The following is a 25,927-nucleotide window of genomic DNA, read 5'->3' on the forward strand; positions in this document are numbered from 1 at the left end:
TCAGACGGAAAGACCCCGTGCACCTTTACTACAGCTTTGCAGTGGTGCTAGGGATCTCATGTGTAGGATAGGTGGGAGGCTAGGAAACCCGGGCGCCAGCTCGGGCGGAGCCAACCTTGAAATACCACCCTTGAGGTCTCTGGCATCTAACCGCGCTCCGTTGATCCGGAGCCGGGACCCTGCATGGCGGGTAGTTTGACTGGGGCGGTCGCCTCCCAAAGTGTAACGGAGGCGCGCGATGGTGGGCTCAGAGCGGTCGGAAATCGCTCGACGAGTGCAATGGCATAAGCCCGCCTGACTGCAAGACAGACAAGTCGAGCAGAGACGAAAGTCGGCCATAGTGATCCGGTGGTTCCATGTGGACGGGCCATCGCTCAACGGATAAAAGGTACGCCGGGGATAACAGGCTGATGACTCCCAAGAGTCCATATCGACGGAGTCGTTTGGCACCTCGATGTCGGCTCATCACATCCTGGGGCTGGAGCAGGTCCCAAGGGTTCGGCTGTTCGCCGATTAAAGTGGTACGTGAGCTGGGTTTAGAACGTCGTGAGACAGTTCGGTCCCTATCTGCCGTGGGTGTCGGAGTTTTGCGAGGATCTGTCCCTAGTACGAGAGGACCGGGATGGACATACCTCTGGTGCACCGGTTGTCACGCCAGTGGCATGGCCGGGTAGCTAAGTATGGACGGGATAACCGCTGAAAGCATCTAAGCGGGAAACCCACCTCTAAACCAGAACTCCCTTGAGAGCCGTGACAGACCATCACGTCGATAGGAGGCATGTGGACGGGCGGCAACGCCTGAAGCTGAGCCTTACTAATCGCTCGATCGGCTTGATCCTTCCCAGCAGGCGGCCCGCGCGCAGCGGCAAGCCCTGGGCGCACGAGCCAACACCGCAAGAATGCAAGAACGTCCTCGATCATTGACACCTCTGCCGTCCCTGTCTGGATGGTTCGCGTGTGCCTTGGTGACCTGGTGGTCATGGCGAGGCTCCCAACACCCGATCCCATTCCGAACTCGGCCGTGAAACGCCTCAGCGCCGATGGTACTGCGTCTTAAGACGTGGGAGAGTAGGTCGCCGCCAGGTCACCACGGCACACGCCAAACCAGCCAGGACGTGGACGGAGCAGGTTTCGCACACACTTGACAATCGGCTTCATGAACGACAAAGCCGGCGCTTTTCCTTGTGGGAAGCGCCGGCTTTTCGTTGTGCTTGGGGTGTCGACACGGGCCCCCACCCTAACCCTCCCCCGCCTGCGGCGGGGGAGGGGACAAACGGCCTGACGAGTTGTCGAGCTGGATCAGGATCGTCTGGGCCTCAGTCAGCAGGGCGTCGCGGACGCGGATGTATTGGTCGAGGGAGGTTCCGGATCGCTGCCGCGCCTGCAAGGCGGCAATCTGGATGTCGAGCGCGTCGAGATCGCGGTCGATGCATTTCAGCGCGTCGCGCGCCCGTTGCTCTTCCTGCGTGTTCATGGCCACTCCTCCCGTGTCTGGTCTGGATTTCCGGCGAATCGCATCCGAACGAGGTACGGCTTCCTGCTCCAATCTCCCTGGCATTGCTTTTGCTGAACAAATTTCCGTTCACGAGCGTCCGCTCGGCAAGCTGAGAGGGAGACTACGATGGCGTCACGCGGAATCAATGCCGGTTTGGTGATTACGGTCGCTCAGAGTGCCATCGATTTTATGTGGTCGCATTGGGACGGCTCGTCCAAGACCGTCCGCTCGGCGCTGATGGCCTCGGAATTCTGGACGCTGCAAGCCTATGGCCGCTATGGGCAGTGGGTGCAGTCGGTCACCCGCGACGCGCTGGTGGAGTTTCTCGGCAATTACATCGACCGGCGCCTGGAGGTCGGTGTCAGCGAGGATCGGGCGGTCGCCACCGCGGTCTATCGCCTGACGGGAAAGACGGTGGGCGCGGTTTGAGCGCAGGCTAAGGGATGGATTGCCTGATTTTTGTCCGGATGCCCATGGGGTGAGCAGTGCCTCCCATGGGCATCCGGGAAACCGACGTTACTCGGGATCGGACCACAGCTTGCCGCCGCTGGCCCAATCGCTCTTCTTCACGTCGTGGAAGATGACATCGACCGCTTCCGGGCTGCAGCCGAGAACCTCGACCGAGGCGTCGGTGAGCGCCTTGGCGTAGGCGCGCTTCTGCTCCGGCGTGCGGCCTTCGAAAAGCTGAACGTTGATCAGCGGCATCGTTTATCCATCCCCTCTGTTGCGGACCGCGGTCCGGGAAACTCAGCTCTTGTAGTCCGGGCAGCGCCGGTCCAGGCGTCGCAGCAGCGCCGGCCATTCCAGTTCGCCTTCCGGCTCGGGATCGGCGGTGAGCTGCCGGTAGGTCTTGTCGCACAGCTCCGGCGGCGGCGACACCAGTTCCGCGCCGGTCGCCTGCGCCGCGAGCTGCATCCGGCACGCCTTGTCCAGCATGTCCATCAGGCAGAAGGCCTCCGCCACCGTGCGCCCGGTCACCAGACTGCCGTGGTTGTGGAGCAGCATCGCCCGCCGGGTGCCGAGATTGGCGACGAGGCGGACCTTTTCGCTCTCCGTCAGGGCCAGCCCTTCGTACCGGTGGTAGGCGAGGACGCCGTGGAAGCGCAGGGCGTGCTGGGACAGCGGCAAAAGGCCGTCCTTCAGCATCGACACCGCCACCGCCGCCTCGTTGTGGAGGTGCATGACGCAGCGGGCGTCCTCGCGCGCCGCATGGACCGCCCCATGGATGACGAAGCCGGTGGCGTTCACCGGGTGAGGACTGTCGCCGATGATGGCGCCGTGGATGTCGATCTTCACGAGGTTGGACGCGGTCACCTCGTCGAAGGTCAGGCCGAAGGGGTTGATGAGGAAGCGCCCCGGCTCCCCCGGCACGGCCAGCGAGATGTGGGTGTAGATCAGGTCGTCCCAGCCGCGCTCGGCGACCAGACGGTAGGCGGCGGCGAGATCGACCCGGGCCCGCCACTCGGCCTCACCGATGCCGGCCTCACCGATGCCGGCGTCGCTGATGCCGGCGCCGGCGAGGCGCGGTCCGGCATGGATGAATGATCCGCTGGTGTCCGTCACGGTCGGCTCCCGGTCTCTGCGATGAGCGGAAGAGCGTCGCACGGCGCGGCGCGGTTGTCCAAGCGGGACGCTGGGACTATTCCGGATTTCGGAAATCACTGGCCCGCCCTGGTTGTGGTCCCCTAGAATGCGGGGCTTTCCGCCGCCGAGTGCCCAGCGATGACCATGACCGCTCCGATTTCTCCCCCGTCCGACCGCGGCGCGCCGGAGGATGGCCGGGCGGAGGATCGCTCCAAACCTTCCATTCTCGTGGTGGATGACGAGGAAGGCATCTGCAGCTTCCTGTCCCGCGCGCTGGAGCGGCGCGGCTGGCGGGTCGAGGTGGCGGGCAGCGCCGAGGAGGGCGCGCTGAAGCTGGAGCGCATCCACGCCGAGGTGATCATCCTCGATGTCGCCCTGCCGGGCCGATCGGGGTTGGATTGGCTGAAGGAGCTGATGGCCGGTGGCTACGCAGGCGAGGTGATCCTGGTCACGGCCTTCGCCGACATGGACACGGCCATCGACGCCCTGCGCTCCGGCGCAGCGGATTTCGTGCTGAAGCCCTTCCGGGTCGAGCAGATCCTCAACTCCATCGACCGCTGCGTCGAGCGCACCCGGCTGACCCGCGAGAATTACGTGCTGCGCCGGCAGCTGTCGAAGAAGGACAGCGGGCGCGACGAGATCGTCGGGCGGTCGGACGCCATGATGCGGCTGCGCTCCCTGGTGCAGCGGGTGGCGCCGACCCCGTCCACCGTGCTGATCCAGGGCGAGTCCGGCGTCGGCAAGGAGCTGGTCGCCCGCGCGCTGCACGACCTGTCGCCGCGCGCCGACCGGCCCTTCGTGGCGGTGAACTGCGCGGCGATCTCCGCCGACCTGATCGAGGCGGAGCTGTTCGGTCACGCCCGCGGCGCCTTCACCGGGGCCAAGGAGGCGCGCAAGGGGCTGTTCTACTACGCCCACGGCGGCACGCTGTTCCTGGACGAGATCGGCGAGCTGTCGCTGACCCTGCAATCCAAGCTGCTGCGCGTCCTGGAGGAGCGGCGAATCCGCCCGGTGGGCAGCGAGCAGGAGGTGCCGGTCGATGTCCGCGTGGTGACCGCCACCAACCGCGACCTGAAGGCCGAGGCCGCGGCGGGGCGCTTCCGCCCGGACCTGTTCTACCGGCTGGAGGTGATGACTCTGACCATCCCGCCGCTGCGCCAGCGCTCGGTGGACGTGCCGGAGCTGGCGGCCCTGTTCATGCGCTTCCTGCCGGTGCGGCTGGCCGTGCCGCCGCTGACCCTGACGCCGGAGGTCACAAAGGCGCTGATGTGCCATTCCTGGCCCGGCAACGTGCGCGAGCTGCGCAACTTCGTGGAGCGGTCGCTGCTGCTCGGCGAGTTCCCGCTGGACGATCTGGACACCGCCAACGCCGCGGCGGTGGAGGCCGGCCTGGCGGCGGACCCCAGCCTGTGCGCGGCCGCGGTCGCCGGCAATCCGCCCTGCGCCCCCTGTCCGGTCCGCCACGTCCGCATGGACGGTGACAGCGAGGTGCTGCCGCTGGCCGAGGTGGAGAAGCGCCACATCCTGACCGTGCTGGCGCGCTGCGACGGCAGCAAGACGCGCGCCGCCGACCTGCTGGGCGTGTCGCGCAAGACGCTGGACCGCAAATGCGTGGAATGGGGGGTGTGACGCCTCCATCCCATGCGTCCCGTTCCAATCCGCCCCGGCCCAATATGCTGACGCGGCTGGCGGCGGCCTACGCGGAGTCGGTCCGGCTGAAGCTGCTGGCGCTGGTGCTGGCGCCGCTGCTGGTCGGCGCGCCGGTTCTGCTGATGATCGTCTGGGCCTGGGGAACGCAGGGCTACGACCAGCTTCTGGTCAACAAGGTCAGCTCCGACCTGGGAACGGCCCGGCAGTTCTTCGACCGGGTGCAGATGTCGCTGCGCAACGGGCTGGAAGGGGTGGCGACGTCCCACCGGCTGGCCCTTTTGTTGGAGCGAGGGGTTCTGGAGCGCGGGACGCCCGCCGACCTGCGCCGGCTGCTCGACGAGGAGGCGGAGGAGCACGGGCTGGACTATCTGCTGCTGCTCGACGCCGGGGGCATGGTGCGGGCGGGCGGGTCCTTCGCCGTTCCGGCGGACCGCAGCGGCTGGTCGGTGGTGCGCGAGGCGCTGCACGGCTATGCCCAGCATGGGCTGGAGGTCTTCGCCCCGGCGGAGCTGGAGGCGCTGAACCCGGCCCTGCGCCGGGCCGCCCACACGCCGCTGGTGCCGACCCGCGCCGCCCGGCCCGATCCGCGCAATGTCGAAAATCAAGGGGCCGAGGATCGCGGGCTGGTGATCCAGGTCGCCATCCCCTTCGACGGGCCGGACGGGCGGCTGCTCGGGGTGCTGGAAGGCGGGGTGCTGCTGAACGGCAACCAGGGCATTGTGGACCGGCTGAACACCATCGTCTATCAGGATGCCTCGCTGCCGCTGGGCAGCCAGGGCACCGCCACGCTGTTCCTGGGCGACACCCGCATCGCCACCAACGTGCGGCTGTTCGAGGGCCAGCGGGCGCTGGGCACCCGCGCGTCGCAGGCGGTGGCGGACAAGGTGCTGGGCCGCGGCGAGCCGTGGCTGGGCTCGGCCTTCGTGGTCAACGACACCTATGTGTCGGGTTACCAGCCGCTGGCCGACACCGCCGGGCGGCGGATCGGGATGCTCTATGTCGGGTTCCTGGAATCGCCGCTGCGCGACACGCTCTACAAGGCGTTGGCCGGGCTGTTCCTGCTGTTCCTGCTGGTGTCGGGGCTGGGGACGCTGGTGGGCCTGCGCGGCGCGCGGGCCATCTTCCGCCCGCTGGAGCGCATGGCCGGCGTCATCGTCCGCATCGAGAGGGGCGAGGATTCCGCCCGCATCGGCCCCACCGCCAGCCGGGACGAGCTGGGCCGGCTGGCCCGCGCCTTCGACCATCTTCTGGATTCCGTGGCGGCGCGGCGGTGGGAGCTTCAGCGCTCCGCCGAGGAACTGGACCGCAAGGTGGCGCTGCGCACCGCCGCGCTGGAGGAGGCCAACGCCACCCTGCGCCGCGCCCAGCAGCAGCTGGTGATGAACGAGAAGCTGACCGCCATCGGCGAGCTGACCGCCGGGGTGGCGCACGAGATCAACAACCCGGTCGCGGTAATCCAGGGCAACCTCGACCTGCTGCGCGAGGTGCTGGGCGACGGGATCGAGCCGGTGCGCCAGGAGGTCCGTCTGATCGACGAGCAGACCCGGCGCATCCACGCCATCGTGACGAAGCTGCTGCAATTCGCCCGGCCCGGCGACTTCGCGGGCTACGCCGAGCCGACGGACGTGAACGGCGTGCTGTCCGACTGTCTGGTGCTGACCCGGCACAACCTGAACCGGGCGCGGGTTACGGTGGCGCTGAAGACGCAGGCGGGCGGCCCGGTGGAGATGAACCGCGGCGAGCTTCAGCAGGTGCTGATCAACCTGATCGTCAACGCCATGCAGGCGATGCCGGAGGGCGGCAGCCTGACGCTGGACAGCCGGGACATCGGTCCGGACGACCGGCTGCCGGGGGCGGAGCCGTTCGAAGGGGTGCTGGTCGGGGTCGAGGACACCGGCCACGGCATCGCGGCGGGCGATCTGGCCCGCATCTTCGACCCCTTCTTCACCACCAAGAAGCAGACCGGGACAGGGCTCGGCCTGTCGATCAGCTACGCCATCGTCCAGCGCTACGGCGGGCGGATCACGGTGGAGAGCGATCCGGGGCGCGGCACCCGCTTCACCCTGTGGCTGCGGCGGCAGGCCGTCTATTCCGACCAGCCGACCGCGCCCTTCTTCGCCGCCCAGCGGATCACCGCGGGGGGTTGACGCGCTCTCTTCTTACCCGGCGCCTCTTTACCCGGCGACGGCCAGGAACGGGTTGACGCCGATGCGCCGGTAGTCCTCCTCGCCCAGCAGCAGGTCCAGCGCCAGGGTGGCGAGGTCGTCGGCCACCGGGTCGAGGTCCGGCGCCTTCTCCAGGAACAGCAGCTTCAGATAGCTGTGGCAGGCGTCGCAGGTCTCCGCCCGCACCGCGCCGTTGGGCTCCTTGCCGTCCGCTCCTTCGACGAAGCGCTGGGAGACGTCCTTGCCGTCGCCGCAGGCCACGCAGGACGAGCGCACATGATGCCAGGCGGTGTGGCAGAGCCCGCAATGGAGGTAGCGCAGGCCGCCGCTCTCCATGCCGACCTGCAGCACGCCGGCGACCGGCGCGCCGCCGCAGACCGGGCAGGCGGCGGCGGTGGCGTGGGCGGTGACCGACGCCGGGTCGAGCGTGGCGGCGTGGCGGGTCCAGGCGGTCTGGAAGGCCGCGGCCAGGAAGGGCGCGGCGGCGAGGTCGCCGTCCTCCAGCGCGTCGCCGGCCCAGCGTCCGGCCAGCGCCTCCAGAGCGTCCGGGTCGGTGGCGGCCAGGGCGGCCAGGACCTCCCGCGCGCCGCCGGGCAGGCTGTCCAGCCGGGCGGCCAGGGCGCGCAGGTCGGCGGCCCATTGCTCCTCCGGCGGCAGGGCGGCGGGGGTGGCGGCCACCGCCGCCTGGGCGTCGGCCAGCGTGGCGACGAAGCGCAGCCAGTCGCCCATGGCGTGCCCCTCCGCCAGCGTGCGCAGGCGTACCGCCCGCCGGGCGAACAGCGCCGTGTCGGGCAGGCGCAGCGGGGACGGCGACTGGCCCGGCACCAGACCGGCGGCGGCCATGGCTGCGGCGGTCGCTTCGGACATCGCCGCTTCGGAAATCGGGGCGTCGGCGGAGGAGGCGGTCATGGTGGCTTTCCCGGTCACGGATCACGAGGGGTGAGAAGGGATAGCACAGCGCAAGAACGGTGCCAGGGGCGGCACTCACCTCCCTTCTCCCCTCCGGGGAGAAGGTCAGGATGAGGGGGCGCCCGCAAGGGCGGAGACACGCTGCATGGTGGGAGCGCTTACGGCCTGCGGCCGCCCCCCTCACCCGGCGCCTTCGGCGCCACCCCTGTCCCCAGGGGGGCGAGGGATTTGAGGCGCCGTGCGAATCCCCGACAGATTGTCCTCCACACAAACGTCAGGGACATTTTGTCCATCGCCGGCTGGACAAAATGTCCCTCGGCTTGGTGCGGGCATGGCCGTTCCGTCCGTCCGCCCCAGCAAATTCCCCGCATTCCGCCCATGGCCCCGGCTGGCACGGAATCTGCCCTTTGGGGGATGCGCCCTTTCGGCCGGGTCAACCCCGGGCGGTGCGGCGCCCCCGGTTCCAGGCGCCCAGGCGCCGGGCCGGCACATCTGACATCAGGGAGGTTTCATGCCCATCACACCCATGCAGGTATCACGGCGGCAGTTCTTGAAGGTCACGGCGGGCGGTCTCGCCGCCTCCAGCATGGGGGTTCTGGGCTTCCTGCCGTCCGAGGCGCTGGCCGAGGTGCGCCAGTTCCGCCTCGCCCGCGCCAAGGAGATCCGCAACACCTGTCCCTACTGCTCGGTCGGCTGCGGCCTGCTGATGTACAGCCTGGGCGACGGCGCCAAGAACGCCAAGGCCGAGATCATCCACATCGAGGGCGACCCCGACCACCCCGTCAGCCGCGGCTCGCTCTGCCCGAAGGGCGCCGGCCTGCTGGACTTCATCCACAGCCCGAACCGCCTGAAATACCCGGAAGTGCGCGAGGCCGGGTCCAACAGCTGGAAGCGCATCTCCTGGCATGAGGCGATCGAGCGCATCGCCCGCCACATCAAGGACGACCGCGACGCCAACTTCGTCACCAGGACCGCCGACGGCGTGACGGTGAACCGCTGGCTGTCCACGGCGATGCTGACCGCCTCGGCCTCCTCCAACGAGACGGGCATCCTGACGCAGAAGGTCATGCGCTCGCTGGGCATCGTCGGCACCGACGCGCAGGCCCGCGTCTGCCACGGCCCGACGGTGTCGGCGCTGGCCTCGACCTTCGGGCGCGGGGCGATGACCAACACCTGGGTGGACATCTCCAACGCCGACTTCATCCTGATCATGGGCGGCAACCCGGCGGAGGCGCACCCGGTCGGCTTCAAGTGGGCGGTCGAGGCGAAGAAGCGCGGCGCGCGCATCGTCGTCGTCGACCCGCGCTACAACCGCTCCGCCGCGGTGGCCGACGAGTATCTGCCGATCCGCGCCGGGTCCGACATCGTGTTCCTGGGCGGAGTCATCAACTGGCTGGTCGCCAACGACAAGATCCAGTGGGACTATGTCCGCGCCTACACCAACGCCGCCTACATCGTGAAGGAGGGCTACGGGTTCGAGGACGGGCTGTTCAGCGGCTACGACGCGGCCAAGGGCCAGTACGACCGCACGTCCTGGAACTACGAGGTCGAGGCGGACGGCGCGACGGCGAAGACCGACCCGACGCTCCAGCATCCGCGCTGCGTGTGGAACCTGATGAAGGCCCACTACGCGCGCTACACCCCCGAGGTGGTCGAGGACCTGACCGGCACGCCGAAGGACGGCTTCCTGCGGGTCTGCCAGCATCTCGGCTCCACGGCGGTGCGCGACCGGGTCGGAACGATCCTCTACGCGCTGGGCTGGACGCAGCACACGGTCGGCGCCCAGAACATCCGCACCATGGCGATGATCCAGCTCCTGCTCGGCAACATCGGCATGCCGGGCGGCGGCGTCAACGCGCTGCGCGGCCACTCCAACATCCAGGGCCTGTCCGACCTTGGCCTGCTGTCCACCAACCTGCCGGGCTACCTGACCCTGCCGTCGGAGAAGGCGCATCCGACCTTCGCCGACTACATCGCCAAGACCGCGCCGAAGGCGCAGGCGCCGGGCCAGCTCAACTTCTGGGCCAACACGCCGAAATTCTTCGTCAGCCTGCTGAAATGGTTCTGGGGCGACAAGGCGACGAAGGACAACGACTGGGGCTACGACTGGCTGCCCAAGTGGGACAAGATGTACGACGTGCTGCAGGTCATGGACCTGATGCACAACGGCAAGGTCAACGGCTTCATCGTCCAGGGCTTCAACCCGCTGACCTCCTTCCCCGACGCGCGCAAGACGGCGGCGGACTTCGCCAAGCTGAAATACATGGTGGTGATCGACCCGATCGCCACGGAGACCGCCTCCTTCTGGCAGAACCACGGCGAGGTCAACGAGGTCGACACCGCGTCGATCAAGACCGAGGTGTTCCGCCTGCCCTCCACCTGCTTCGCCGAGGAGGACGGGGCCATCGTCAACTCCTCGCGCTGGCTGCAATGGCACTGGAAGGGCGCCAACCCGCCGGGCGAGGCGAAGACCGACCAGGAGATCCTGGCCGAGCTGTTCATGGCCGTCCGCACCCTCTACGCCAAGGAGGGCGGCACCGCGCCGGAGCCGATCCTCAACCTCTCCTGGCCCTACAAGAACCCGCTGGAGCCGACGCCGGAGGAGCTGGCGAAGGAGCTGAACGGCCGCGCGCTCGCCGACATCCCCGACCCCAAGGACCCGACGAAGTTCCTGGCCCGCAAGGGCGAGCAGATCCCGAACTTCGCCCTGCTGCGCGACGACGGCACGACGATGAGCGCCTGCTGGATCTTCGCCGGCTGCTGGACGCAGGCGGGCAACCAGATGGCCCGGCGCGACAACACCGACGCGGGCCTCGGCAACACGCCGGGCTGGGCCTGGGCGTGGCCGGCCAACCGCCGCATCATCTACAACCGCGCCTCCTGCGACCCGTCGGGCAAGCCCTGGGACCCCAAGCGCACCCTGATTTCCTGGAACGGCACCGCCTGGGCGGGCGCCGACGTGCCGGACTTCAAGGTGGACTCGCCGCCGGCCGACGGCATGAACCCCTTCATCATGAACCCGGAGGGCGTCGGGCGGCTGTTCTGCACCGACAAGCTGGTGGACGGTCCCTTCCCCGAGCATTACGAGCCGATGGAAAGCCCGCTCGGCACCAACCCGCTGCACCCGAAGGTGGTCAGCAGCCCGGCGGTCCGCATCTTCAAGGCCGACCGCGAGCGGCTGGGCACCCATGACCAGTTCCCCTACGTCGGCACCACCTACCGCCTGACCGAGCATTTCCAGTTCTGGACCAAGAGCGTGCGGCTGAACGCCATCGCCCAGCCGGAGCAGTTCGTGGAGATCGGCGAGACGCTGGCGGCGGAGAAGGGCATCCAGGCCGGCGACTGGGTCCAGGTCTCCTCCAAGCGCGGCCACATCAAGGCCAAGGCGGTGGTGACCAAGCGCATCAAGGCCCTGAAGGTGGCGGGCCGCACCATCCACCAGATCGGCATCCCCCTGCACTGGGGCTGGGAGACGGTGGCCAAGAAGGGCTTCCTGTCCAACACGCTGCCGCCCGCGGTCGGCGACTGCAACACCCAGACCCCGGAATACAAGGCGTTCCTCGTGAACGTCGAGAAGATCGGAGTGGCGTAAGTCATGGCACTGCAATCCCTCGATATCCTGCGCCGGTCCGCCACCCCGACGCCGACCCCGCAGGCCCGCAACCCGCAGGAAGTGGCCAAGCTGATCGACACCACGGTCTGCATCGGCTGCAAGGCCTGTCAGGTCGCCTGCTCGGAATGGAACGAGCTGCGCGCCGAGGTCGGCACCTGCGTCGGCGTCTACGACAACCCGACCGACCTGTCCTCGCAGGCCTGGACGGTCATGCGCTTCAACGAGGTGGAGGAGAAGGGCAAGCTGGAGTGGCTGATCCGCAAGGACGGCTGCATGCATTGCGCCGACCCCGGCTGCCTGAAGGCCTGCCCGTCGCCGGGCGCCATCGTGCAGTTCAAGAACGGCATCGTGGACTTCCACCAGGAGAACTGCATCGGCTGCGGCTATTGCATCTCCGGCTGCCCGTTCAACGTGCCGCGCCTCAGCCCGGCCGACAGCAAGGCCTACAAGTGCAACCTGTGCTCCGACCGCGTGGCGGTGGGGCAGGAGCCGGCCTGCGTCAAGACCTGCCCGACCGGGGCCATCCAGTTCGGTTCCAAGGAGGACATGATCGAGGTCGCCCAGACCCGCATCACCGACCTCCAGTCGCGCGGCTACGACCAGGCGGGCCTCTACGACCCCGCCGGGGTGGGCGGCACCCACGTCATGTATGTGCTGCACCACGCCGACAAGCCGACGCTCTACTCCGGCCTGCCGGACAACCCGTCGATCAGCGCCGTCGTCGGGGTGTGGAAGGGCATGCTGAAGCCGCTGGCGACCCTGGGCGTCGCCGCCGCCGGCCTGTTCGGCTTCTTCCATTACATCACGGTCGGCCCGAACCGCGCCGATGACGAGGAGGAGGCGGACCACGGCACGCCGCCGCTTCCGCCCGCCAAGGGAACGAAGCACGCCCACGGGATCAAGAACGAGGAACGGGAGAACGCGCTGTGAAGACGGAAAAACTGATCCAACGCTACTGCGCCGCGGAGCGCATCAACCACTGGATCGTGGCGGTCTGCTTCGTGCTGCTGGCCATCTCCGGGCTGGCCTTCTTCTACCCGGCCTTCTTCTGGCTGACCGGCGTGTTCGGGACGCCGCAGCTCGCCCGCATCGTCCATCCCTTCGTCGGGGTGGTGATGGTCCTGGCCTTCGCCCGCCAGTTCTTCCGCTACGCCCACCACAACCTCATCAACAAGGAGGATGTGACGTGGATGATGTCGGTGAAGGAGGTGATGAAGGGCAACGAGGTCGGCGACATCGGCCGCTACAACGGCGGCCAGAAGGGCATGTTCTGGGTCATGGTGCTGTGCATGATCCTGCTGCTGGTGTCCGGCGTGATCGCGTGGCGGCCCTATTTCGCGGGCTATTTCCCGATCCCGGTCATCCGGGTGGCGCTTCTGGTCCACGCCGCCAGCGCGCTGGTGCTGATCGCCAGCATCATCGTCCATGTCTACGCCGCGCTGTGGGTGCAGGGCACGATCCGCGCGATGGTCGAGGGCGTGGTCACCCATGCCTGGGCGCGCAAGCACCATCCGCGCTGGTTCCGTCAGGTGACCGGCAAGGAAACCGGGCACTCGTGACCGGCAGTTCCCTCTCCCCTCCGGGGAGAGGGTTAGGGTGAGGGGGCAGCATGGGCGGTGCGTCCATGCCAGGGGATTGCCAAGGGGCAGCATGCCCCTTGGCGGTGCGCCAAGGGCGCACCAGCCCCCTCACCCTCCCCACCGCTGATGCGGCGGGTCCCCTCCCTCTCCCCGGGGGGGGGCGAGGGCCGTTCGTCCCGTTCACCGCCTCTCCTCCACCGAGCAGGACACCGCCATGAGCCTCGCCATCGACGTCGCAGCGCCCTCCACCACCCACCGCATGACCGTGCTGCGGCTGGGGCCCGGTGACGCCCAGCTCTGCGACGACGCGGTGGTGGAGGAGGTGCCCGTCGCCATCGCCTACAACGGCATCGTCCACGCGGTGATGCTGGCGACCCCAGACGACCTGGAGGAGTTCGGCCTCGGCTTCTCCCTGACGGAGGGGATCATCGCCGACGCGGAGGAGCTGGAGAGTCTGCGGGTCGTGGAGGGCTGCGACGGGATCGAGGTCCGCATGGAGATCCCGATGGAGCGCTTCATGGCGTTGAAGGGCAAGCGGCGGAGCATCGCCGGGCGGTCGGGTTGCGGCGTCTGCGGGGTGGAAAGCCTCCAGGCCATCGCCCGGTCCGGCCGCCCGGTCGCGCCCGGCGGGCGGCTGTCGGTCGGCGCAGTGGAGCGGGCGCTGGCCCGTTTCGCCGAGCGGCAGACCCTGCACCGCGCCACCGGAGCGGCCCACGGCGTCGCCTGGGTGGACGCGACGGGGGAGATCCTGGCGGTGCGCGAGGATGTCGGCCGCCACAACGCGCTCGACAAGCTGATCGGCTGGCTGGTGCGCACGGGCGTGGACCGGCGGGGCGGCTTCGTCCTGACCTCCAGCCGCGCCAGCTACGAGCTGGTGCAGAAGGCCGCCCGGCTTGGCATCAGCGGGCTGGTCGCCATCTCCGCCCCCACCGGCATGGCGGTGCGCATGGCGGAGAGCTGCGGCGTGTCGCTGGCCGGCTTCGCCCGCGGCAACCGGCTGGTCGTCTACAGCCACGGCGACCGCTGGGCGTAGGCGGTTGCGCGGAACGCGTCACGGCCGGCGCCGCTCCGTCGTCTGGGGAATACCAGCCGGATGACGGAGACCCCGATGCCACTCGACAGGGCCGCGATCAAGAACACCAAATCCAAGCCACTCGATTTCGCCGGGTGGCGCGACAGCGTCCAGGACGCCGCCCAGCTCAACGGGCTTGCGAATCTCAGCGTGGTCACCGATCACCACATCTGCCCGCAGAACATCCTGCTCGATCTCCGCAACAAGGCCGTGGACGCCAGCAGCGACGGCTACCTGATCAATGTCGGCACCTACGCGGTGAACAACGCCGTGATCGCGCCGACCCCGGACCCGCAAGCCCGGATCGAAGCGCTGATGGAGCGGATCCTCTGGGCCTTCGGCAACGTCTTTCCCGGCGCGGAGAATGTGATGCGGGTGGACGATCCCATGGACACCGGCGGCTGGGAGGCGGAGGGAGCGCTGCCCAAGGCGCTGGCCTACGCCAACCAGCTCAAGGACCTGCTCGTCCAGGTCGCCACGACGCCGTCGCACGTGAACTGGCAGGAGCTTGCCAACCACGTCAACCCGCAAGGCCCGGCGATGCTCAAGGCCCGGAAATCGATCCTGAAATGGGCCGACGCCTGGGCGACCCATCCCGTCTACCGCATCTACATCCGCCTGTCGAAAGCGGAGACGGAAGACTGCCGCCGGAACTTCGATTCCTTTCCCGGCTTCGGGGCCTGGGTCCATCCCCGGCATGAGGTCCTCAACCTGATCGCAAACAAGCTGGCCATCTGGGAGCCGACGGTGACGAACAGCACCGGGGAGGACCAGCGCATCGCCTACCGGGCCATGCGCGATGACATCAACCAATCCTGCTTCAACGGGCAGAACAAATGCTGCGACCGTTGGCTGGAGCATCACCAGGCGCCCTGACGGCGCCCCTCCTCGTCCGGGGCTTGGGCCTTCGGCTAAGTCCGGTCGCCGACGCGCAGCCGTTCGAGGACCTGCCGCAGGTCGCCGGGGTGGAGGGGCTTGTGCAGGAAGGAGCAGCCGCGGCGCTGGCCTTCCAGCAGGGCGCTCTGGGCCGTCTCGCCGCTGAGCACAACGGCGGGAATCTCCTGCCCGTACAGGCGGCGCACCCGGTCGATCACGTCGAAGCCGGACACCTTTCCGGGCAGCCGCAGGTCGGTCAGGATCACCGACGGCGGCTCCGGCAACCCGTCCAGCACCGCGAAGACCTCCCGCATGTCGCTCGCCGCGGCGACGGTGCAGCCCCAGCTTTCCAGGATCATCTGGAGGCCGGTCAGCACCATGGCCTCGTCGTCCACGGCCAGCACGGTCATCCCGGTCAGCAGCGGGGCCGTCGCGGCGGAGGGCGGCGGGGCGGGGGAGCCGCAAGGCGGTTCGGCCAGCGGGCTCGCCGCCTCCAGCGATACGGAGAAGACCGTGCCGCGCCCGATGCGCGACCGCACCTCGACCTGAAGACCGAGCAGCTCGGCCAGCCGGCGCACGATGGCGAGACCCAGGCCCAGCCCGCGATTGGGGTCGCGGTTGGGATTCTGGAGCTGGTGGAATTCGTCGAAGATCGCGGTCAGCTGCTCCTCGGGGATGCCGAAGCCGGTGTCCCAGACATCGACGCGCCAGCGGTTGCCGCGCCGCCGCATGGCGAGCAGCAGGCCGCCGTGCCGGGTGTAGCGGATGGCGTTGGTCAGCAGGTTGCGCATCACCCGACCGAACAGCACCGGGTCGGTCTCCACCGTGCCGGGACACAGGCGGGCGCGCAGGCGCAGGCCCTTCTCCTCGCTCTGCGGACGGAACTCCTCGACGAGCTGGTTCAGAAGCTCGTCCAGGGCGACGGGCTGCGGGTCCGCCGTCACCGTGCCGGCGTCCAGGGTGGAGATGTCGAGCAGCGCGTTCAGCAGCCGTTCGCCCGCCGTCATGGCGTTGCCCAGCATCTCGGCCGTGCTCAGCGCCTTCTCGTCGCTGATCTGGCTGCACAGCGCGTCGAGGAACAGGCGCATCGCCTGGAAGGGCTGGCGCAGGTCGTGGCTGGCCGAGGCCAGGAAGCGCGACCGCGCGGCGGTGGTCCGTTCGATCTCCGCGCGCATCGCCCGCTCCATGCGGGCGACGACCCGGTCGTCGGGGGCCGCCTGGGCGGCCAGGGCCAGCATGGCGACGGTCCGCCCGTCCTGGGTCAGAGGCACGCCCTGGAACGCCGCGGGATCGGCGTCGCCCACGGGCAGAAGCTCGATGCCGACCGGCTCCTCGGTGTCGCCGGAGAACAGCGGATCGACGGCGCCCAGCACCGCCGGCCAGACCGGCCCGAACCAGGCCGGGGCCGGCTGCCCGCCCGCCGCGGGCTCCTTGCCGAGGAGGGTGCAGAGCGCGTCGTTGGGGAAGAGCGTGGCGGCGTGCGGCGGCCCGGTCAGCACGAAGGCCGGCAGCGCGGCGGCGTGGCAGACGCGCAGCGCGTTCTCCACGCACTCCGTCTCCGCGGGCGCGGCGTCGATGCTGGTCGTGTTCCTGTGCCGAAGCGTCACGTCGGTCTCACTAACCGCTGGAGCTGAAGGTGAAGCACCTTAACCTTTGGTGCACTGGGGATGAAAGCGCCTGAAAGCCCTATACGCCTTCTATGCGGAAGGCATTGGCGGGGACAGGCGGGCGAGATGGTCCTCCACCATGTATTTCCGGCGGAGCAGCGCCATCAGGCGGATCTTCAGGATGTCCATCGGCTGCGACTTGCCCACGAAGTCGTCGGCGCCCGCGGTCAGGCTGGCGGTCAGCCGGTCGTCGCCCTCCTGGCTGGTCAGGATGACGATCTGGAAGAACAGGCCGCGCCGGCGGCGGAAGCGGTCGAACCGCTCGCAGAGCTGGGTGCCGCTGGTGCCGGGCATCACGAGGTCGAGGATCACGCAGTCCAGCCCGCCGTCCTCCAGCGCCGCCACCGCCTCGTCGGCGTTGCGCGCGGCGACGACGTGGCAGCCGTCCTCCTCCAGTTCGGCGCGCAGGAACTCGCGGTAGGTCGCGCTGTCGTCCACCACCAGGATGCGCGCCCGCCGCAGGATGTCGGACACGGTCGGCGGCGCGTTGCGCCGGTCGAGCAGCGCCATGGCCTGCTGCACCACGCCCTGGGAATCGGCGGAATCCACCCACTGCACGTCGGCGGGAACGCCGGACTCCGCCGCCCGCTCCGCCGACCCCAGCAGCAGGGCGGGGGCCGGGCAGCGCCGCCGCAGCTCCGTCAGGGTGCGGGCGGCCTCGCCGTCGGCCTCCACCATCAGCAGGTCGAAGGGGCGGCGCGCCAGCTCCGCGACCGCGGGCTCCACCGTTTCGACGCAGCTCGCCTCGATGCCCTGCTCCTCCAGCATCAGCTTCAGGAGAAGCCCCTGTGTCTGCGAAGCGATGACGATCAGCGCCCTGGGTCCACTCATGAGGGCTCTACTCCCGTCGAAACCAGTTCCAGCAAACGGGCCGCCACCTTGTCGATGGGCAGCTCCTCGGTAACGCCTCCCAGCCGGACCGCGGTCCCCGGCATGCTGTGGATGACCGCGGTGGAGGCATGCTCCGCGATGGTGTAGGCGCCCGCCCGGTGCATGTCGGCGAGGCCGCGCGCGCCGTCCTCCCCCATGCCGGTCAGCAGCACGCCGATGGCGGCGGCGCCGAAGGCCGAGGCCAGGGAGGAGAACAGCACGTCCCCGGACGGCCTCTGGCCGCAGACCGGATCGCCGTGGACCAGCCGCATCCCGCCGGGCTCGGCGGTCAGATGAAGCTCGCCGGGGGCGACATAGACATGGCCGGGCCGGTGCGGCGCGTCGGAGGCCAGCGCCACCGGCAGCGGCGTGACCGACCCCAGCCAGGAGGCGAAGCCGGCCACGAAGGGGGCGCCGATGTGCTGCACGACGAAGACGGGCAGGGGAAAGTTGGCCGGCAGCCCGCGCAGCAGCTTGACCAGCGCCGCCGGGCCGCCGGTCGAGGCGGTGATCCCCAGCGCGCGGAACTGCCGCTTCGCCACGGACGGCGGCAGGGGCGGGGGCTTCGGAACGGCGGCGCCCTTGCCGCGGCCGGCGGTGCCGCCCGGCTCCTCGTCGCCGTTGCGCGGACGACCGCGCTGCCGGATCACCTTCACCTGGCTCATGATGGTGAGCTGGGTGCAGAGATGCCGGGCGACGGTCTGATAGTCGGCGCGGGCCATGCTGCCCGGCTTCTCCACCACCGCCAGCGCCCCGGCCTGAAGCGCCCGCATCGGGATGTCGAGGTCGCGCACGTCGGAGGCGACCACGACGATCGGCACGGGGTGGTCGCGCATCAGCCGCTGGGTCACGGCGAAGCCGTCGATCCCCGGCAGGCGGATGTCCAGCGACACCACGTCCGGCCGCAGCGAGTCGACCATGCGCAGCGCCTGCTCGCCCGACGCGGCGATGCCGGCCAGTTCCAGGCGCGGGTCCTCGCCGATGACGTGGGCGAGCAGCTGCTGGACGACCGGCGAGTCCTCGACCACCAGCACGCGGATCTTGCGGGCGCCGGTCACAGCAGCCGCCGGATGCCGGCCAGAAGCTCGTTCTGGTCGAAACGGGTCTTGACGATGTAGGCGTCGGCGCCAAGGTCCAGCCCGCGCTCGCGGTCCTCGTCGCTGGCGCGCGAGGTGACCAGGATCACCGGCAGGTCGGAGGTCATGGGGTTGCCCTTGACGGCCTGGAGCAGGGCGAACCCGTCCATCCTCGGCATCTCCACGTCGCTGATGATCAGGTCCACATCCTCCAGTTCGCCAAGTGTTTCGACCGCCTCGCGCCCGTCCACGCACAGCGTGACCCGGTAACCATGGGCCTCCAGGATGCTCTTTTCCAGGGTTCGCGTGGTGATTGAATCGTCCACCACCAGAATGTGCGGGCGCCGCCGCGCCGACTCGTCCACCGGGCGGACCAGCGGCGGCAGGGCCATGCCGGGGCGCGGCGACAGGGCCGCCGGGTTCAGCACCAGGGCCGGCGATCCGTCGTCCATCAGCACGGTGCCGAGGAAGCGGACGGCGTCGATTCCCACCTCCTCCGCCGGGGTGACGACGGAGTCGCGGGTGGCCATCAGCGCGTCCACGACCAGCGCGAGCCGCCGCCCGGCGGCGCGCAGGATGACCAGCGCCAGCGGCGCCCCGTTGCCCTGCGGCATGGCGCCGTCGTAGCCGAGCAGGGCGGCCAGCGGCGTCACCGGGACGTCCTCCTCCTCCAGCCGGATGGTCGGGGCGGCGAGGTCGGTGAACAGCGTGTCCGCCGGGGCGCGCAGGACGCGCGCCACGTCGTTGCTGGGGATCGCCAGGATGTCGTCCTGGACCGCCACGAAGACCAGCCGCTGGCTGAGCAGGCTGAGCGGCACCTCCACCGTGACGACGGTCCCGCCGCCCTCGCGCGCCGCCAGCGTCACCGAGCCCTGGAGCCGGGTCACCTCCCGCCGCACGATGGCGAGGCCCATGCCGCGCCCGGCGTACTCGTTCGCGGTGGGGGCGGTGGAGAAGCCCGGCTCGAAGATCAGGTCGAGCAGCCGTTCCTCCGGCGCCGAATCCGCCTCGTCGGCGCCCAGCAGGCCGCGCTCGACGGCGTGGCGGGCGATGGCCTCGCGGTTCGGGCCGCGCCCGTCGTCCTCAACGCGCAGGACGAGGCGGCGTCCGACCACCGAGGCCTCGAAGCGGACGGTGGCGGCGGCGCGCTTGCCCGCGGCCACCCGCTCCTGCGGGGTTTCGACGCCGTGGCTGACGGCGTTGCGCGCGATGTGCAGCACCGGGTCCTTCAGCCGTTGCAGGACCACCCGGTCGGCCTGGGTCTCCAGCCCGCGGATGTCCGCCTCGACCTCCTTGCCCTGGGCGCGGCTGATGTCGCGGATCATGCGGCCGAGGTTGCTGAACTGCGATTCCGCCGGCAGCATGCGGAGCTGCCGCACCTCGTCCTGGAAGCCGCTGCCCCAGCGGCGCAGCGACCAGAGATGGCGGTCATGGGCGCGGTGCGCTGCGTCCAGCGAGGCGCCGAGCGCGCGGAACCGCCGCTCGAAGGAGGACAGGCGCAGGGCCGTCTCGTCGCCCGCGAAGGAGCTGGTGCCGCCGGACCCCGAAACGTCGTGGGGGCCGCGGAGCAGGCGGGGCCGCATGGCGTGCCAGCTGCGTTCCAGCGCGCGCCATTCGCCGCGCAGCTCCCGCAGTTCGGCGACCAGGGCGGACTGGTTCTCGATCTCCGGCAGGAGGCCGGCGGCGGCGGTGAACAGCCGCTCCAGCCCGGCGCTGCGGATGCGGACCAGGGCCGCGCCTTCGGCGGAACCGGCGGCGTGCACCGGGCGCGGCGCGGCGGACGGAGGGGTGGCGGGGGTGGCTCCCGCGTCCGGGCGGCGCTGGACCGGCTCCGGCCCGCCGCCTTCGCCGCCCATGCGGGTCAGCGCGGCCAGCACCTCGGCGATGTCCACCTCGCCGCCGCCGCGGGTCGCCCAGGCGACCACGTCCTCGATGGCGTCGAGCGCGCGGCGCACCACGTCGCGGGCCGTGGCGTCGAAGGGCACGGTGCCGCGCTGGATGGCCAGGAAGGCGGCCTCCAGCCAGTGGGACAGCCGCTCGACCTCCGGCAGGTCCACGGCGCGGGCGGCCCCCTTCAGGCTGTGGGCGCGGCGGTGGATCTCCACCAGATCGGGGTGGTGCGCCGGGTTCTTCTCCACGGCGCGCAGGGCTTCGCGGATGGCCGCGAGATGCTCCTTGTGCTCCAGGTCGAAGGCGGCGAGCAGGCGTGTGCGGATGTCGTTCATGCCGCCCGCACCTTCCGTCCGTCCTTGCCCTTGTCTTTGCCCATGCCGCCGCGTGCCGTCGCCATGGTCACACGCGGTAGTTCCGCACGGCCTCGACCAGACCCTGGCCGAGATCGTTGAGGTTGGTGGCGGCCCCTTCGAGCTGGCGGGTGCCGGCGGCGGTCTGGCTGCTCGCCTCGCGGATGTTCTGGAGCGCCTGGATCACCTGCTCCAGGCCGATCTGCTGCTGGTTGGTGCCGGCGACGATCTGCTGGAAGGCGAGCACGCTCTCCTGCACGCTCTCGGCGAGGTCGCGGATGGTCGACTGGGTGGCGTCGGTCTGGCGCTTGCCGGCGCCGACGCGCTTCACCGCCTCCTCCGTCAGCATGACCGAGGCGTTGATGCCGTGCTGGATCTCGCTGAGGTTGGAACGGACCTGGGCGGTGGCCTCCTTCGACTGGTCGGCGAGGCTCTTGATCTCGCTCGCCACCACGGCGAAGGTCCGGCCGTGCTCTCCGGCGGCGGCGGCCTCGATGGCGGCGTTGAGCGCCAGCAGATGGCAGCGCTCGGCGATGTCGTTGACGGTCAGGATGATCTCGCCGATCGCCTGGGTGCGCTCCGACAGGATGACGATGTTCTCGGCGACCGCCTCCGCCTGCTCGCGGATGGCGTCCATCGCCTGGTTGGTGTCCTCCACCGCCTTCAGGCCGGTCTCGGAGTTGGAGGCGGCGACCTGGGCGTTCTGGGCCACGTCCTGGGCGCGGCGGTTGATCTGCGCGCCGGACTCGGTGATCTCGCTGAGCGTCGCGGTCGTCTCCTCCACGGCGGCGAGCTGCTGGGCGACGCTGGCCGCCTGCTGCTGGGTCGAGGCGCGGATCTGCGCGGTCGCGGCGTGCATGCTCTCGGCCGTGGCGCGGGTGGTCTTGGCCATGCTGCGCAGGTTGCCGGTCATCTCGTTCAGGTGGGTGCCCAGTTCGGCCAACTCGTCGTCGCCGGGAACGACCACCGTCTTGGTCAGGTCGCCCTTGCCCACCTGGGTGACGAAGCCGATGGCGGTGCCGAGCCGCTTGGTGACCGAGCTGCCGATCAGGATGGCGATGGCGACGGCCAGGGCCACCACGATGACCAGAGCCAGGATCGAGGAGCGCACCGCGTCGTCGTAGAGGTTGCGGATGTTCTGGCGCCCGGCCTCCGACAGGCGGCTGATGTCGCTGTGCAGGTCGGACAGCTGGCCCGCCATGGCCACCCGCATCTCCTCCACCCGCGTCAGCCGGGTCAGCGCCTCCGGCTCGGCCCCGGCGGCCACCCGCTCCATCAGCGCGTTGGCCTCGTCGAGCATGCGGTGCGAATACTGGTCGAAGCTGTTGATCTGGGCGACCAGCTCGCCCCAGATGCGGCGGCGGTCCTCGGTGGTGCCCTCCTCGGCCCGCTCGGCGGCGATCCGCTTCAGCTTGCCGACCTGATCGAACATGATCATCGAGCCGTCGCGGTAGCGCTGGCGCAGCTGCGTGATGTCGGGAACCGTGCCCTGGATCTGGGCCAGCGCCGCGGCGTGGGTCGCCGCCTCGCGGAGGCTGCGCAGGTTGCTCTCGGTCACCTCGATCTCGCGCACCGCCTCCGACACCTGGATGTCGTAGGTGGCGATGCCCATCATGACCTTCATGCCGTCGGCGAAGCGCATCATCTGGAACGCCGCCAGCAGCCCGGTCAGCAGGCAGACGACCCCGAAGCTGAGCATCAGCTTGTGCTTGACCTTCAGTTTCATTCTTCTTTCATGCTCCTCAGCGTCTCCAGGATCGCCGGCACGTCCAGCACGGCGACGCGGCCCGGGGTGATGGCGGTGACGAAGGACCCGGCTTCCGGCGGGGCCTTCGCGACGGTTCCATCCAGCCCCGTCACCGTGTCCACGGTGCGCAGGCGCAGCGCCACCGGCCGCTCCCCGCCGCGCAGCACGACGGCGAAGCCGCCGCCGGCGGGAACGGCGTTGCGCCCGCACAGCCGGTCCACGTCGAACAGGCGCATCACCCGCCCGTCGATGGCGATCAGCCCCAGCAGCTCCGGCGGTGCGTGGGGCACGCGCGCCACCCGCGGCAGCGGAACGATGCGGGACAGGTGGCGCAGGTCCAGCCCATAGGCCCCGTCCGCGCCGCGCCCGACCAGCAGGGCGACCGGAGCTTCGGCCTCCGCCGCGGCGTCGGCCTCGTCGGCGGAGGGGACGCGCGCCAGATCCTCGGCGCGGCGCAGCAGCAGCGCGTCGGCCCAGGCGCCGCCCGGCGCCGCGGCCTGCTCCATATCCCGGCTCTGGCGGGCCAGGCGCGCGCGGACGGCGGCCCAGTCGATGCCGCCTGCCTCCTGGGTCGTCACCTTGGCCGCCTCTCCGGCTCCGGTCCGGTCGTCCATCACGGCTCCTCACCCGAGAACCAGAGGTCGATCATGCTGCGCAGCTCGGCCACGGTCAGGCCGCCGCCCTCGGCCACCAGCTCCGTCGCGTCGTGGGCGGCGACGGTGGCGCGGGCGTTGCGGAAATGGCGCTGCGCCGGGGCCAGCTTGCCGCGCCGCCAATAGGCCAGCGCCAGGTGGTAGTCGGCCAGCGCGAAGTCGGAATCCAGATACAGCGCCCGCTTGAAGGCGGCGATCGGGTCGCCGACGCCCAGTTCCTCCTCCAGCAGGCCCAAGCGGAAATGGACCACCGGGTCGAGGCGGTTGCGCTCGGCCAGGGCGATGCAGGCGTCCAGCGCCGCCGCCCGGTCGCCGTCGACCGCGGCGGGGTCGCCGGCCGGGGAGGCCGCCGTCGGCTGCGCGGTGGGAAGGGGGGCGGGCGCAGGCTTGGCCGGGGTGGCGCGCAGCCGCGCCGCGGGCGTCGTCGCCGCGCTGCGCTTCTTCGCGGGTTTCGGCTCCGCGGGTTTCGGCTCGGCCGGCTTCGGCTCGGCGGGAATGGGGGGCGTAATGACGGGGAGTGCCGCCGGAGCCGCCGGCAGGGCCGCCGAGGGCGCGCAGCCGGGGCGCGGCTTGCGGTAGATGGTGGCGCCCGGCACCGGCACGGGGGTGAACAGGCTGTTGACCTGCTGCCCCGTCTCGGCATGGCCGACCACCAGCCAGCCGTTGGGCACCAGCACCTCGTGGAGGTTTTCCAGCAGGCGGGTGCGCGTCGGCTCGTCGAAATAGATCATGACGTTGCGGCACAGCACGACGTCCAGCGCGCCCAGGCCCCGCGGGTAGTTGGGCAGCGGCCCTTCCACGAGGTTGAAGACGGAGAAGCTCGTCCATTCGCGGAAGCGCGGCTTCACCGCCCACAGGTCGCCCTGCCGGTCGAAGCATTCCGCCAGGACCGCCGGGTCGAGCCCGCGCACCGCCCAGTTGCCGTAGACGCCGCGCCGCGCCGTCTCGATGAAGCTGGCGTTCAGGTCGGTGCCGACGATGCTGACCTGCCAGTCGCGGAGCTGGTCGGCGAAATGCCGCTTCAGCAGGATTTCCAGCGTGTAGGCCTCCGGCCCGATCGAGCAGCCGGCGCTCCAGATGCGCAGCAGGCGGCTTTCCCGGTTGCGGCGCAGGCATTCCGGGATGGCGACGGCGCACAGGGCCTCGAACTGCTCGGCGTAGCGGAAGAAGAAGGTCTCGCCGACCGTCAGCTCGTTGATGAGCGCCTGATACTCCGGCCCGGTCGGTCCCTCCCCGGCGAGCTGCGCCAGATAGGCGGCCAAACCGAGGGTCGGCTTGTCCGACAGGCGGCGGTTGATGCGCTCCGCCAGGGCGGCGTCCTTGTCGGCGTAGTAGGCGAGGCCGGTCGCCCCGATGACGGCGGCCTTGATCCGGGGAAAGACCGGGTCGCGCAGGATGGCGTCGATGCGGTTCATCGGGCCGCCTCTGCGGCGCCTTCGGCCGGATGGCCCGCCGGATCGCCGGCCGGTTCGGGGGCGCCGAGCCGGGCCAGACGCTCGTCGGCCATCGCCTGGAAGGCGGCGAGCAGACGGCCTTCGGCCTCGGTCAGCAGGCGGGACGGGTCGATCACCGTGGCCGTGCCGCCATCATGGGGGCCGCCGTGGGGGATGGTCGCCACGGCGCAGCCGTTGAAGGTCAGGCCGGGGTCGGCCGCCGTCCGCTCCGCGTCGGGGATGGGCAGGATGTTGAACACCCGGTCGGCCAGCAGGGCCAGCGGACGGTTGTCCCAGTCGGTCAGGAACAGCGGCGCGTACAGCTCCGGCGTCGCGGCGTCGAAGCCGAACAGCAGATCGAGCCGCAGGACCGGGACGGCCCGCCCCTGGTAGCGGAACAGGCCGGCAACCACGGCGGGTGCCGCGGGCGGTCGGTCGAGCTGGGGCAGCGGAAGGAACCGGCGCACGGAATCCGCCGGCAGGGCCAAGGTCCTGCCGGAGACGGAAAAGATCACGTACCGTGTCGCGGATGCCGTCGCAGCCATCGCGGGCGCACACCTTCCTCTGTCAGTTGCCGGGTCCGAGAAGCGCAGCCGGACCCTAGACCCTATTAACTGGACCCTATTGTTGGGTGGCGCCGGGGGGCATGAAACCGGCGCAGAACATGCCGCATCGCATCCAGGATGGAAATACCACCAAAGGCAAAAGCCTCAGCCCAAGGTGGCGGTATGACGCCGGTCATACCGCGGGCGCCGGAAAGCTTGCTGTTTTCGCAATTGCGGTTACAAACATCCCCCGGCGGCCATCCCCGGCCGCTCTCCGGCCCCGCCGCCACCGATCAGAGGGGATCATGATCAAGGTCGTCCGAGCGAAACTGCACTGCCTGCGCGTCACCGACGCCAACCTGAACTATCAGGGATCGATCACGCTCGATCCGGAGCATTGCGAGGCGGTCGGAATCTACCCGCTGGAATTTGTGGAGATCTGGAACAAGAACTCCGGCGCGCGGATCAGCACCTACGTGATCTATGGCGAGCGCGGCTCGCGCTGCTGCGTGCTGAACGGCTCGGCGGCGCGGAGCTGCCAGCCGGGGGACGAGGTCATCATCGCCGCTTCCTGGTACTGCCAGCCGACGGAGCTGGCGACGCTGCGGCCGCGCGTGCTGACCTTCAACGCGGACAACAGCATCGACCGGTCGCTGACCTACGACGTGACGGCGCTGGACGGCGGGCGGTTCGACTTCGCGATTCGCGAGGGGGCTTTCCTGGAACCGGAGCCCGCCTGACCCGGCGCC

21 protein-coding genes and 2 rRNA genes (1 of these 23 only partly in view) are annotated in these 25,927 nt (G+C 69.9%); 11 read left to right on the forward strand and 12 right to left on the reverse strand.

The genetic code is table 11. The features are described 5' to 3' along the window. Both TSH58p_RS26510 and rrf read left to right on the forward strand, forming a co-directional pair. Positions 1-839 (forward strand): 23S ribosomal RNA (locus tag TSH58p_RS26510); it begins 1,921 nt to the left of the window's first position. Between the two features lie 130 nt (positions 840-969). Further along, a 5S ribosomal RNA gene (gene rrf / locus TSH58p_RS26515) occupies positions 970-1,085 on the forward strand. A 152-nt stretch (positions 1,086-1,237) separates the two neighbouring features. Here rrf and TSH58p_RS26520 read toward each other — a convergent pair. Next, positions 1,238-1,474, reverse strand: coding sequence for a hypothetical protein (locus TSH58p_RS26520; RefSeq protein ID WP_109070960.1), 237 nt, complete (start codon positions 1,472-1,474; stop codon positions 1,238-1,240). Between the two features lie 147 nt (positions 1,475-1,621). Between TSH58p_RS26520 and TSH58p_RS26525 the strand changes: the two genes are divergently transcribed. Continuing rightward, positions 1,622-1,924 (forward strand): hypothetical protein, encoded by a 303-nt coding sequence (locus tag TSH58p_RS26525; RefSeq protein WP_109070959.1) that lies wholly within the window; start codon positions 1,622-1,624, stop codon positions 1,922-1,924. A gap of 87 nt (positions 1,925-2,011) precedes the next feature. On the opposite strand, the gene TSH58p_RS26530 is transcribed toward TSH58p_RS26525, so the two are convergent. Continuing rightward, positions 2,012-2,200, reverse strand: a complete 189-nt coding sequence (locus TSH58p_RS26530) for a 4-oxalocrotonate tautomerase (protein ID WP_109070958.1) — start codon at positions 2,198-2,200, stop codon at positions 2,012-2,014. Positions 2,201-2,242: 42 nt separating this feature from the next. After that, complete coding sequence (locus TSH58p_RS26535) at positions 2,243-3,001, reverse strand: class II aldolase/adducin family protein (RefSeq protein WP_371732456.1); 759 nt, start codon at positions 2,999-3,001, stop codon at positions 2,243-2,245. Positions 3,002-3,217: 216 nt separating this feature from the next. On the opposite strand from TSH58p_RS26535, the gene TSH58p_RS26540 reads away from it, so the two are divergent. Then, entirely contained in the window at positions 3,218-4,708 is a 1,491-nt protein-coding gene (locus tag TSH58p_RS26540; protein WP_109070957.1) for a sigma-54 dependent transcriptional regulator, read from the forward strand. 44 nt (positions 4,709-4,752) lie between these two features. Beyond that, positions 4,753-6,876: a cache domain-containing protein gene (locus TSH58p_RS26545; protein WP_109070956.1), complete on the forward strand. Its 2,124-nt coding sequence runs from the start codon at positions 4,753-4,755 to the stop codon at positions 6,874-6,876. Positions 6,877-6,903: 27 nt separating this feature from the next. Here TSH58p_RS26545 and fdhE read toward each other — a convergent pair whose 3' ends face one another. Further along, complete coding sequence (fdhE, locus tag TSH58p_RS26550) at positions 6,904-7,803, reverse strand: formate dehydrogenase accessory protein FdhE (RefSeq protein ID WP_109070955.1); 900 nt, start codon at positions 7,801-7,803, stop codon at positions 6,904-6,906. A gap of 526 nt (positions 7,804-8,329) precedes the next feature. On the opposite strand from fdhE, the gene fdnG reads away from it, so the two are divergent. The 5 genes from fdnG to TSH58p_RS26575 all read left to right on the forward strand — a co-directional run bounded on the left by fdnG (position 8,330) and on the right by TSH58p_RS26575 (position 14,944). After that, a complete protein-coding gene (gene fdnG, locus TSH58p_RS26555; protein WP_109070954.1) occupies positions 8,330-11,395 on the forward strand; it encodes a formate dehydrogenase-N subunit alpha in 3,066 nt (1,021 codons plus the stop codon). A 3-nt stretch (positions 11,396-11,398) separates the two neighbouring features. Further along, positions 11,399-12,346: a formate dehydrogenase subunit beta gene (gene fdxH, locus TSH58p_RS26560; protein WP_109070953.1), complete on the forward strand. Its 948-nt coding sequence runs from the start codon at positions 11,399-11,401 to the stop codon at positions 12,344-12,346. Beyond that, positions 12,343-12,975 carry a formate dehydrogenase subunit gamma gene (locus TSH58p_RS26565; RefSeq protein ID WP_109070952.1) on the forward strand — a complete coding sequence of 211 codons (633 nt, stop codon included), beginning with the start codon at positions 12,343-12,345 and terminating at the stop codon, positions 12,973-12,975. Before fdxH ends, TSH58p_RS26565 begins: the two co-directional genes overlap by 4 nt. Before the next feature lie 235 nt (positions 12,976-13,210). Beyond that, entirely contained in the window at positions 13,211-14,029 is an 819-nt protein-coding gene (gene fdhD / locus TSH58p_RS26570) for a formate dehydrogenase accessory sulfurtransferase FdhD (protein ID WP_109070788.1), read from the forward strand. A gap of 75 nt (positions 14,030-14,104) precedes the next feature. Further along, positions 14,105-14,944 (forward strand): hypothetical protein, encoded by an 840-nt coding sequence (locus TSH58p_RS26575; protein WP_146205897.1) that lies wholly within the window; start codon positions 14,105-14,107, stop codon positions 14,942-14,944. A 35-nt stretch (positions 14,945-14,979) separates the two neighbouring features. Here TSH58p_RS26575 and TSH58p_RS26580 read toward each other — a convergent pair whose 3' ends face one another. The 8 genes from TSH58p_RS26580 to TSH58p_RS26615 form a co-directional block, all read right to left on the reverse strand. After that, the gene (locus TSH58p_RS26580; protein WP_109070790.1) at positions 14,980-16,551 is read right to left on the reverse strand and encodes a hybrid sensor histidine kinase/response regulator; all 1,572 of its coding nucleotides are present in this window, start codon (positions 16,549-16,551) and stop codon (positions 14,980-14,982) included. 90 nt (positions 16,552-16,641) lie between these two features. Then, positions 16,642-17,442: a response regulator gene (locus tag TSH58p_RS26585; protein WP_109070791.1), complete on the reverse strand. Its 801-nt coding sequence runs from the start codon at positions 17,440-17,442 to the stop codon at positions 16,642-16,644. Further along, the gene (locus TSH58p_RS26590) at positions 17,439-18,539 is read right to left on the reverse strand and encodes a chemotaxis protein CheB (protein WP_109070792.1); all 1,101 of its coding nucleotides are present in this window, start codon (positions 18,537-18,539) and stop codon (positions 17,439-17,441) included. The genes TSH58p_RS26585 and TSH58p_RS26590 overlap by 4 nt, the downstream gene beginning before the upstream one ends. Continuing rightward, positions 18,536-20,782, reverse strand: a complete 2,247-nt coding sequence (locus TSH58p_RS26595) for a response regulator (RefSeq protein ID WP_109070793.1) — start codon at positions 20,780-20,782, stop codon at positions 18,536-18,538. Before TSH58p_RS26595 ends, TSH58p_RS26590 begins: the two co-directional genes overlap by 4 nt. A gap of 67 nt (positions 20,783-20,849) precedes the next feature. Beyond that, positions 20,850-22,526: a methyl-accepting chemotaxis protein gene (locus tag TSH58p_RS26600; protein WP_109070794.1), complete on the reverse strand. Its 1,677-nt coding sequence runs from the start codon at positions 22,524-22,526 to the stop codon at positions 20,850-20,852. Then, positions 22,523-23,161: a chemotaxis protein CheW gene (locus TSH58p_RS26605; RefSeq protein ID WP_109070795.1), complete on the reverse strand. Its 639-nt coding sequence runs from the start codon at positions 23,159-23,161 to the stop codon at positions 22,523-22,525. Before TSH58p_RS26605 ends, TSH58p_RS26600 begins: the two co-directional genes overlap by 4 nt. Next, positions 23,161-24,615 (reverse strand): protein-glutamate O-methyltransferase CheR, encoded by a 1,455-nt coding sequence (locus tag TSH58p_RS26610; protein WP_109070796.1) that lies wholly within the window; start codon positions 24,613-24,615, stop codon positions 23,161-23,163. The genes TSH58p_RS26605 and TSH58p_RS26610 overlap by 1 nt, the downstream gene beginning before the upstream one ends. Then, positions 24,612-25,100 (reverse strand): chemotaxis protein CheW, encoded by a 489-nt coding sequence (locus tag TSH58p_RS26615; RefSeq protein ID WP_247874104.1) that lies wholly within the window; start codon positions 25,098-25,100, stop codon positions 24,612-24,614. The genes TSH58p_RS26610 and TSH58p_RS26615 overlap by 4 nt, the downstream gene beginning before the upstream one ends. A gap of 383 nt (positions 25,101-25,483) precedes the next feature. On the opposite strand from TSH58p_RS26615, the gene panD reads away from it, so the two are divergent. Next, a complete protein-coding gene (gene panD, locus TSH58p_RS26620; protein ID WP_014197945.1) occupies positions 25,484-25,918 on the forward strand; it encodes an aspartate 1-decarboxylase in 435 nt (144 codons plus the stop codon). The last annotated feature ends 9 nt before the right edge of the window (positions 25,919-25,927 follow it).

Origin of the sequence: Azospirillum sp. TSH58, from assembly GCF_003119115.1 — a bacterium.
Lineage (GTDB): Bacteria > Pseudomonadota > Alphaproteobacteria > Azospirillales > Azospirillaceae > Azospirillum.

Coding starts and splice junctions, on each gene's coding strand:
- TSH58p_RS26520 (WP_109070960.1), bottom strand. CDS start 1,474: ATGAACACGCAGGAAGAGCAACGGGCGCGCGACGCGCTGAAATGCATC.
- TSH58p_RS26525 (WP_109070959.1), top strand. CDS start 1,622: ATGGCGTCACGCGGAATCAATGCCGGTTTGGTGATTACGGTCGCTCAG.
- TSH58p_RS26530 (WP_109070958.1), bottom strand. CDS start 2,200: ATGCCGCTGATCAACGTTCAGCTTTTCGAAGGCCGCACGCCGGAGCAG.
- TSH58p_RS26540 (WP_109070957.1), top strand. CDS start 3,218: ATGACCATGACCGCTCCGATTTCTCCCCCGTCCGACCGCGGCGCGCCG.
- TSH58p_RS26545 (WP_109070956.1), top strand. CDS start 4,753: ATGCTGACGCGGCTGGCGGCGGCCTACGCGGAGTCGGTCCGGCTGAAG.
- fdhE (WP_109070955.1), bottom strand. CDS start 7,803: ATGACCGCCTCCTCCGCCGACGCCCCGATTTCCGAAGCGGCGATGTCC.
- fdnG (WP_109070954.1), top strand. CDS start 8,330: ATGCAGGTATCACGGCGGCAGTTCTTGAAGGTCACGGCGGGCGGTCTC.
- fdxH (WP_109070953.1), top strand. CDS start 11,399: ATGGCACTGCAATCCCTCGATATCCTGCGCCGGTCCGCCACCCCGACG.
- fdhD (WP_109070788.1), top strand. CDS start 13,211: ATGAGCCTCGCCATCGACGTCGCAGCGCCCTCCACCACCCACCGCATG.
- TSH58p_RS26575 (WP_146205897.1), top strand. CDS start 14,105: ATGCCACTCGACAGGGCCGCGATCAAGAACACCAAATCCAAGCCACTC.
- TSH58p_RS26585 (WP_109070791.1), bottom strand. CDS start 17,442: ATGAGTGGACCCAGGGCGCTGATCGTCATCGCTTCGCAGACACAGGGG.
- TSH58p_RS26595 (WP_109070793.1), bottom strand. CDS start 20,782: ATGAACGACATCCGCACACGCCTGCTCGCCGCCTTCGACCTGGAGCAC.
- TSH58p_RS26600 (WP_109070794.1), bottom strand. CDS start 22,526: ATGAAACTGAAGGTCAAGCACAAGCTGATGCTCAGCTTCGGGGTCGTC.
- TSH58p_RS26605 (WP_109070795.1), bottom strand. CDS start 23,161: ATGGACGACCGGACCGGAGCCGGAGAGGCGGCCAAGGTGACGACCCAG.
- TSH58p_RS26610 (WP_109070796.1), bottom strand. CDS start 24,615: ATGAACCGCATCGACGCCATCCTGCGCGACCCGGTCTTTCCCCGGATC.
- panD (WP_014197945.1), top strand. CDS start 25,484: ATGATCAAGGTCGTCCGAGCGAAACTGCACTGCCTGCGCGTCACCGAC.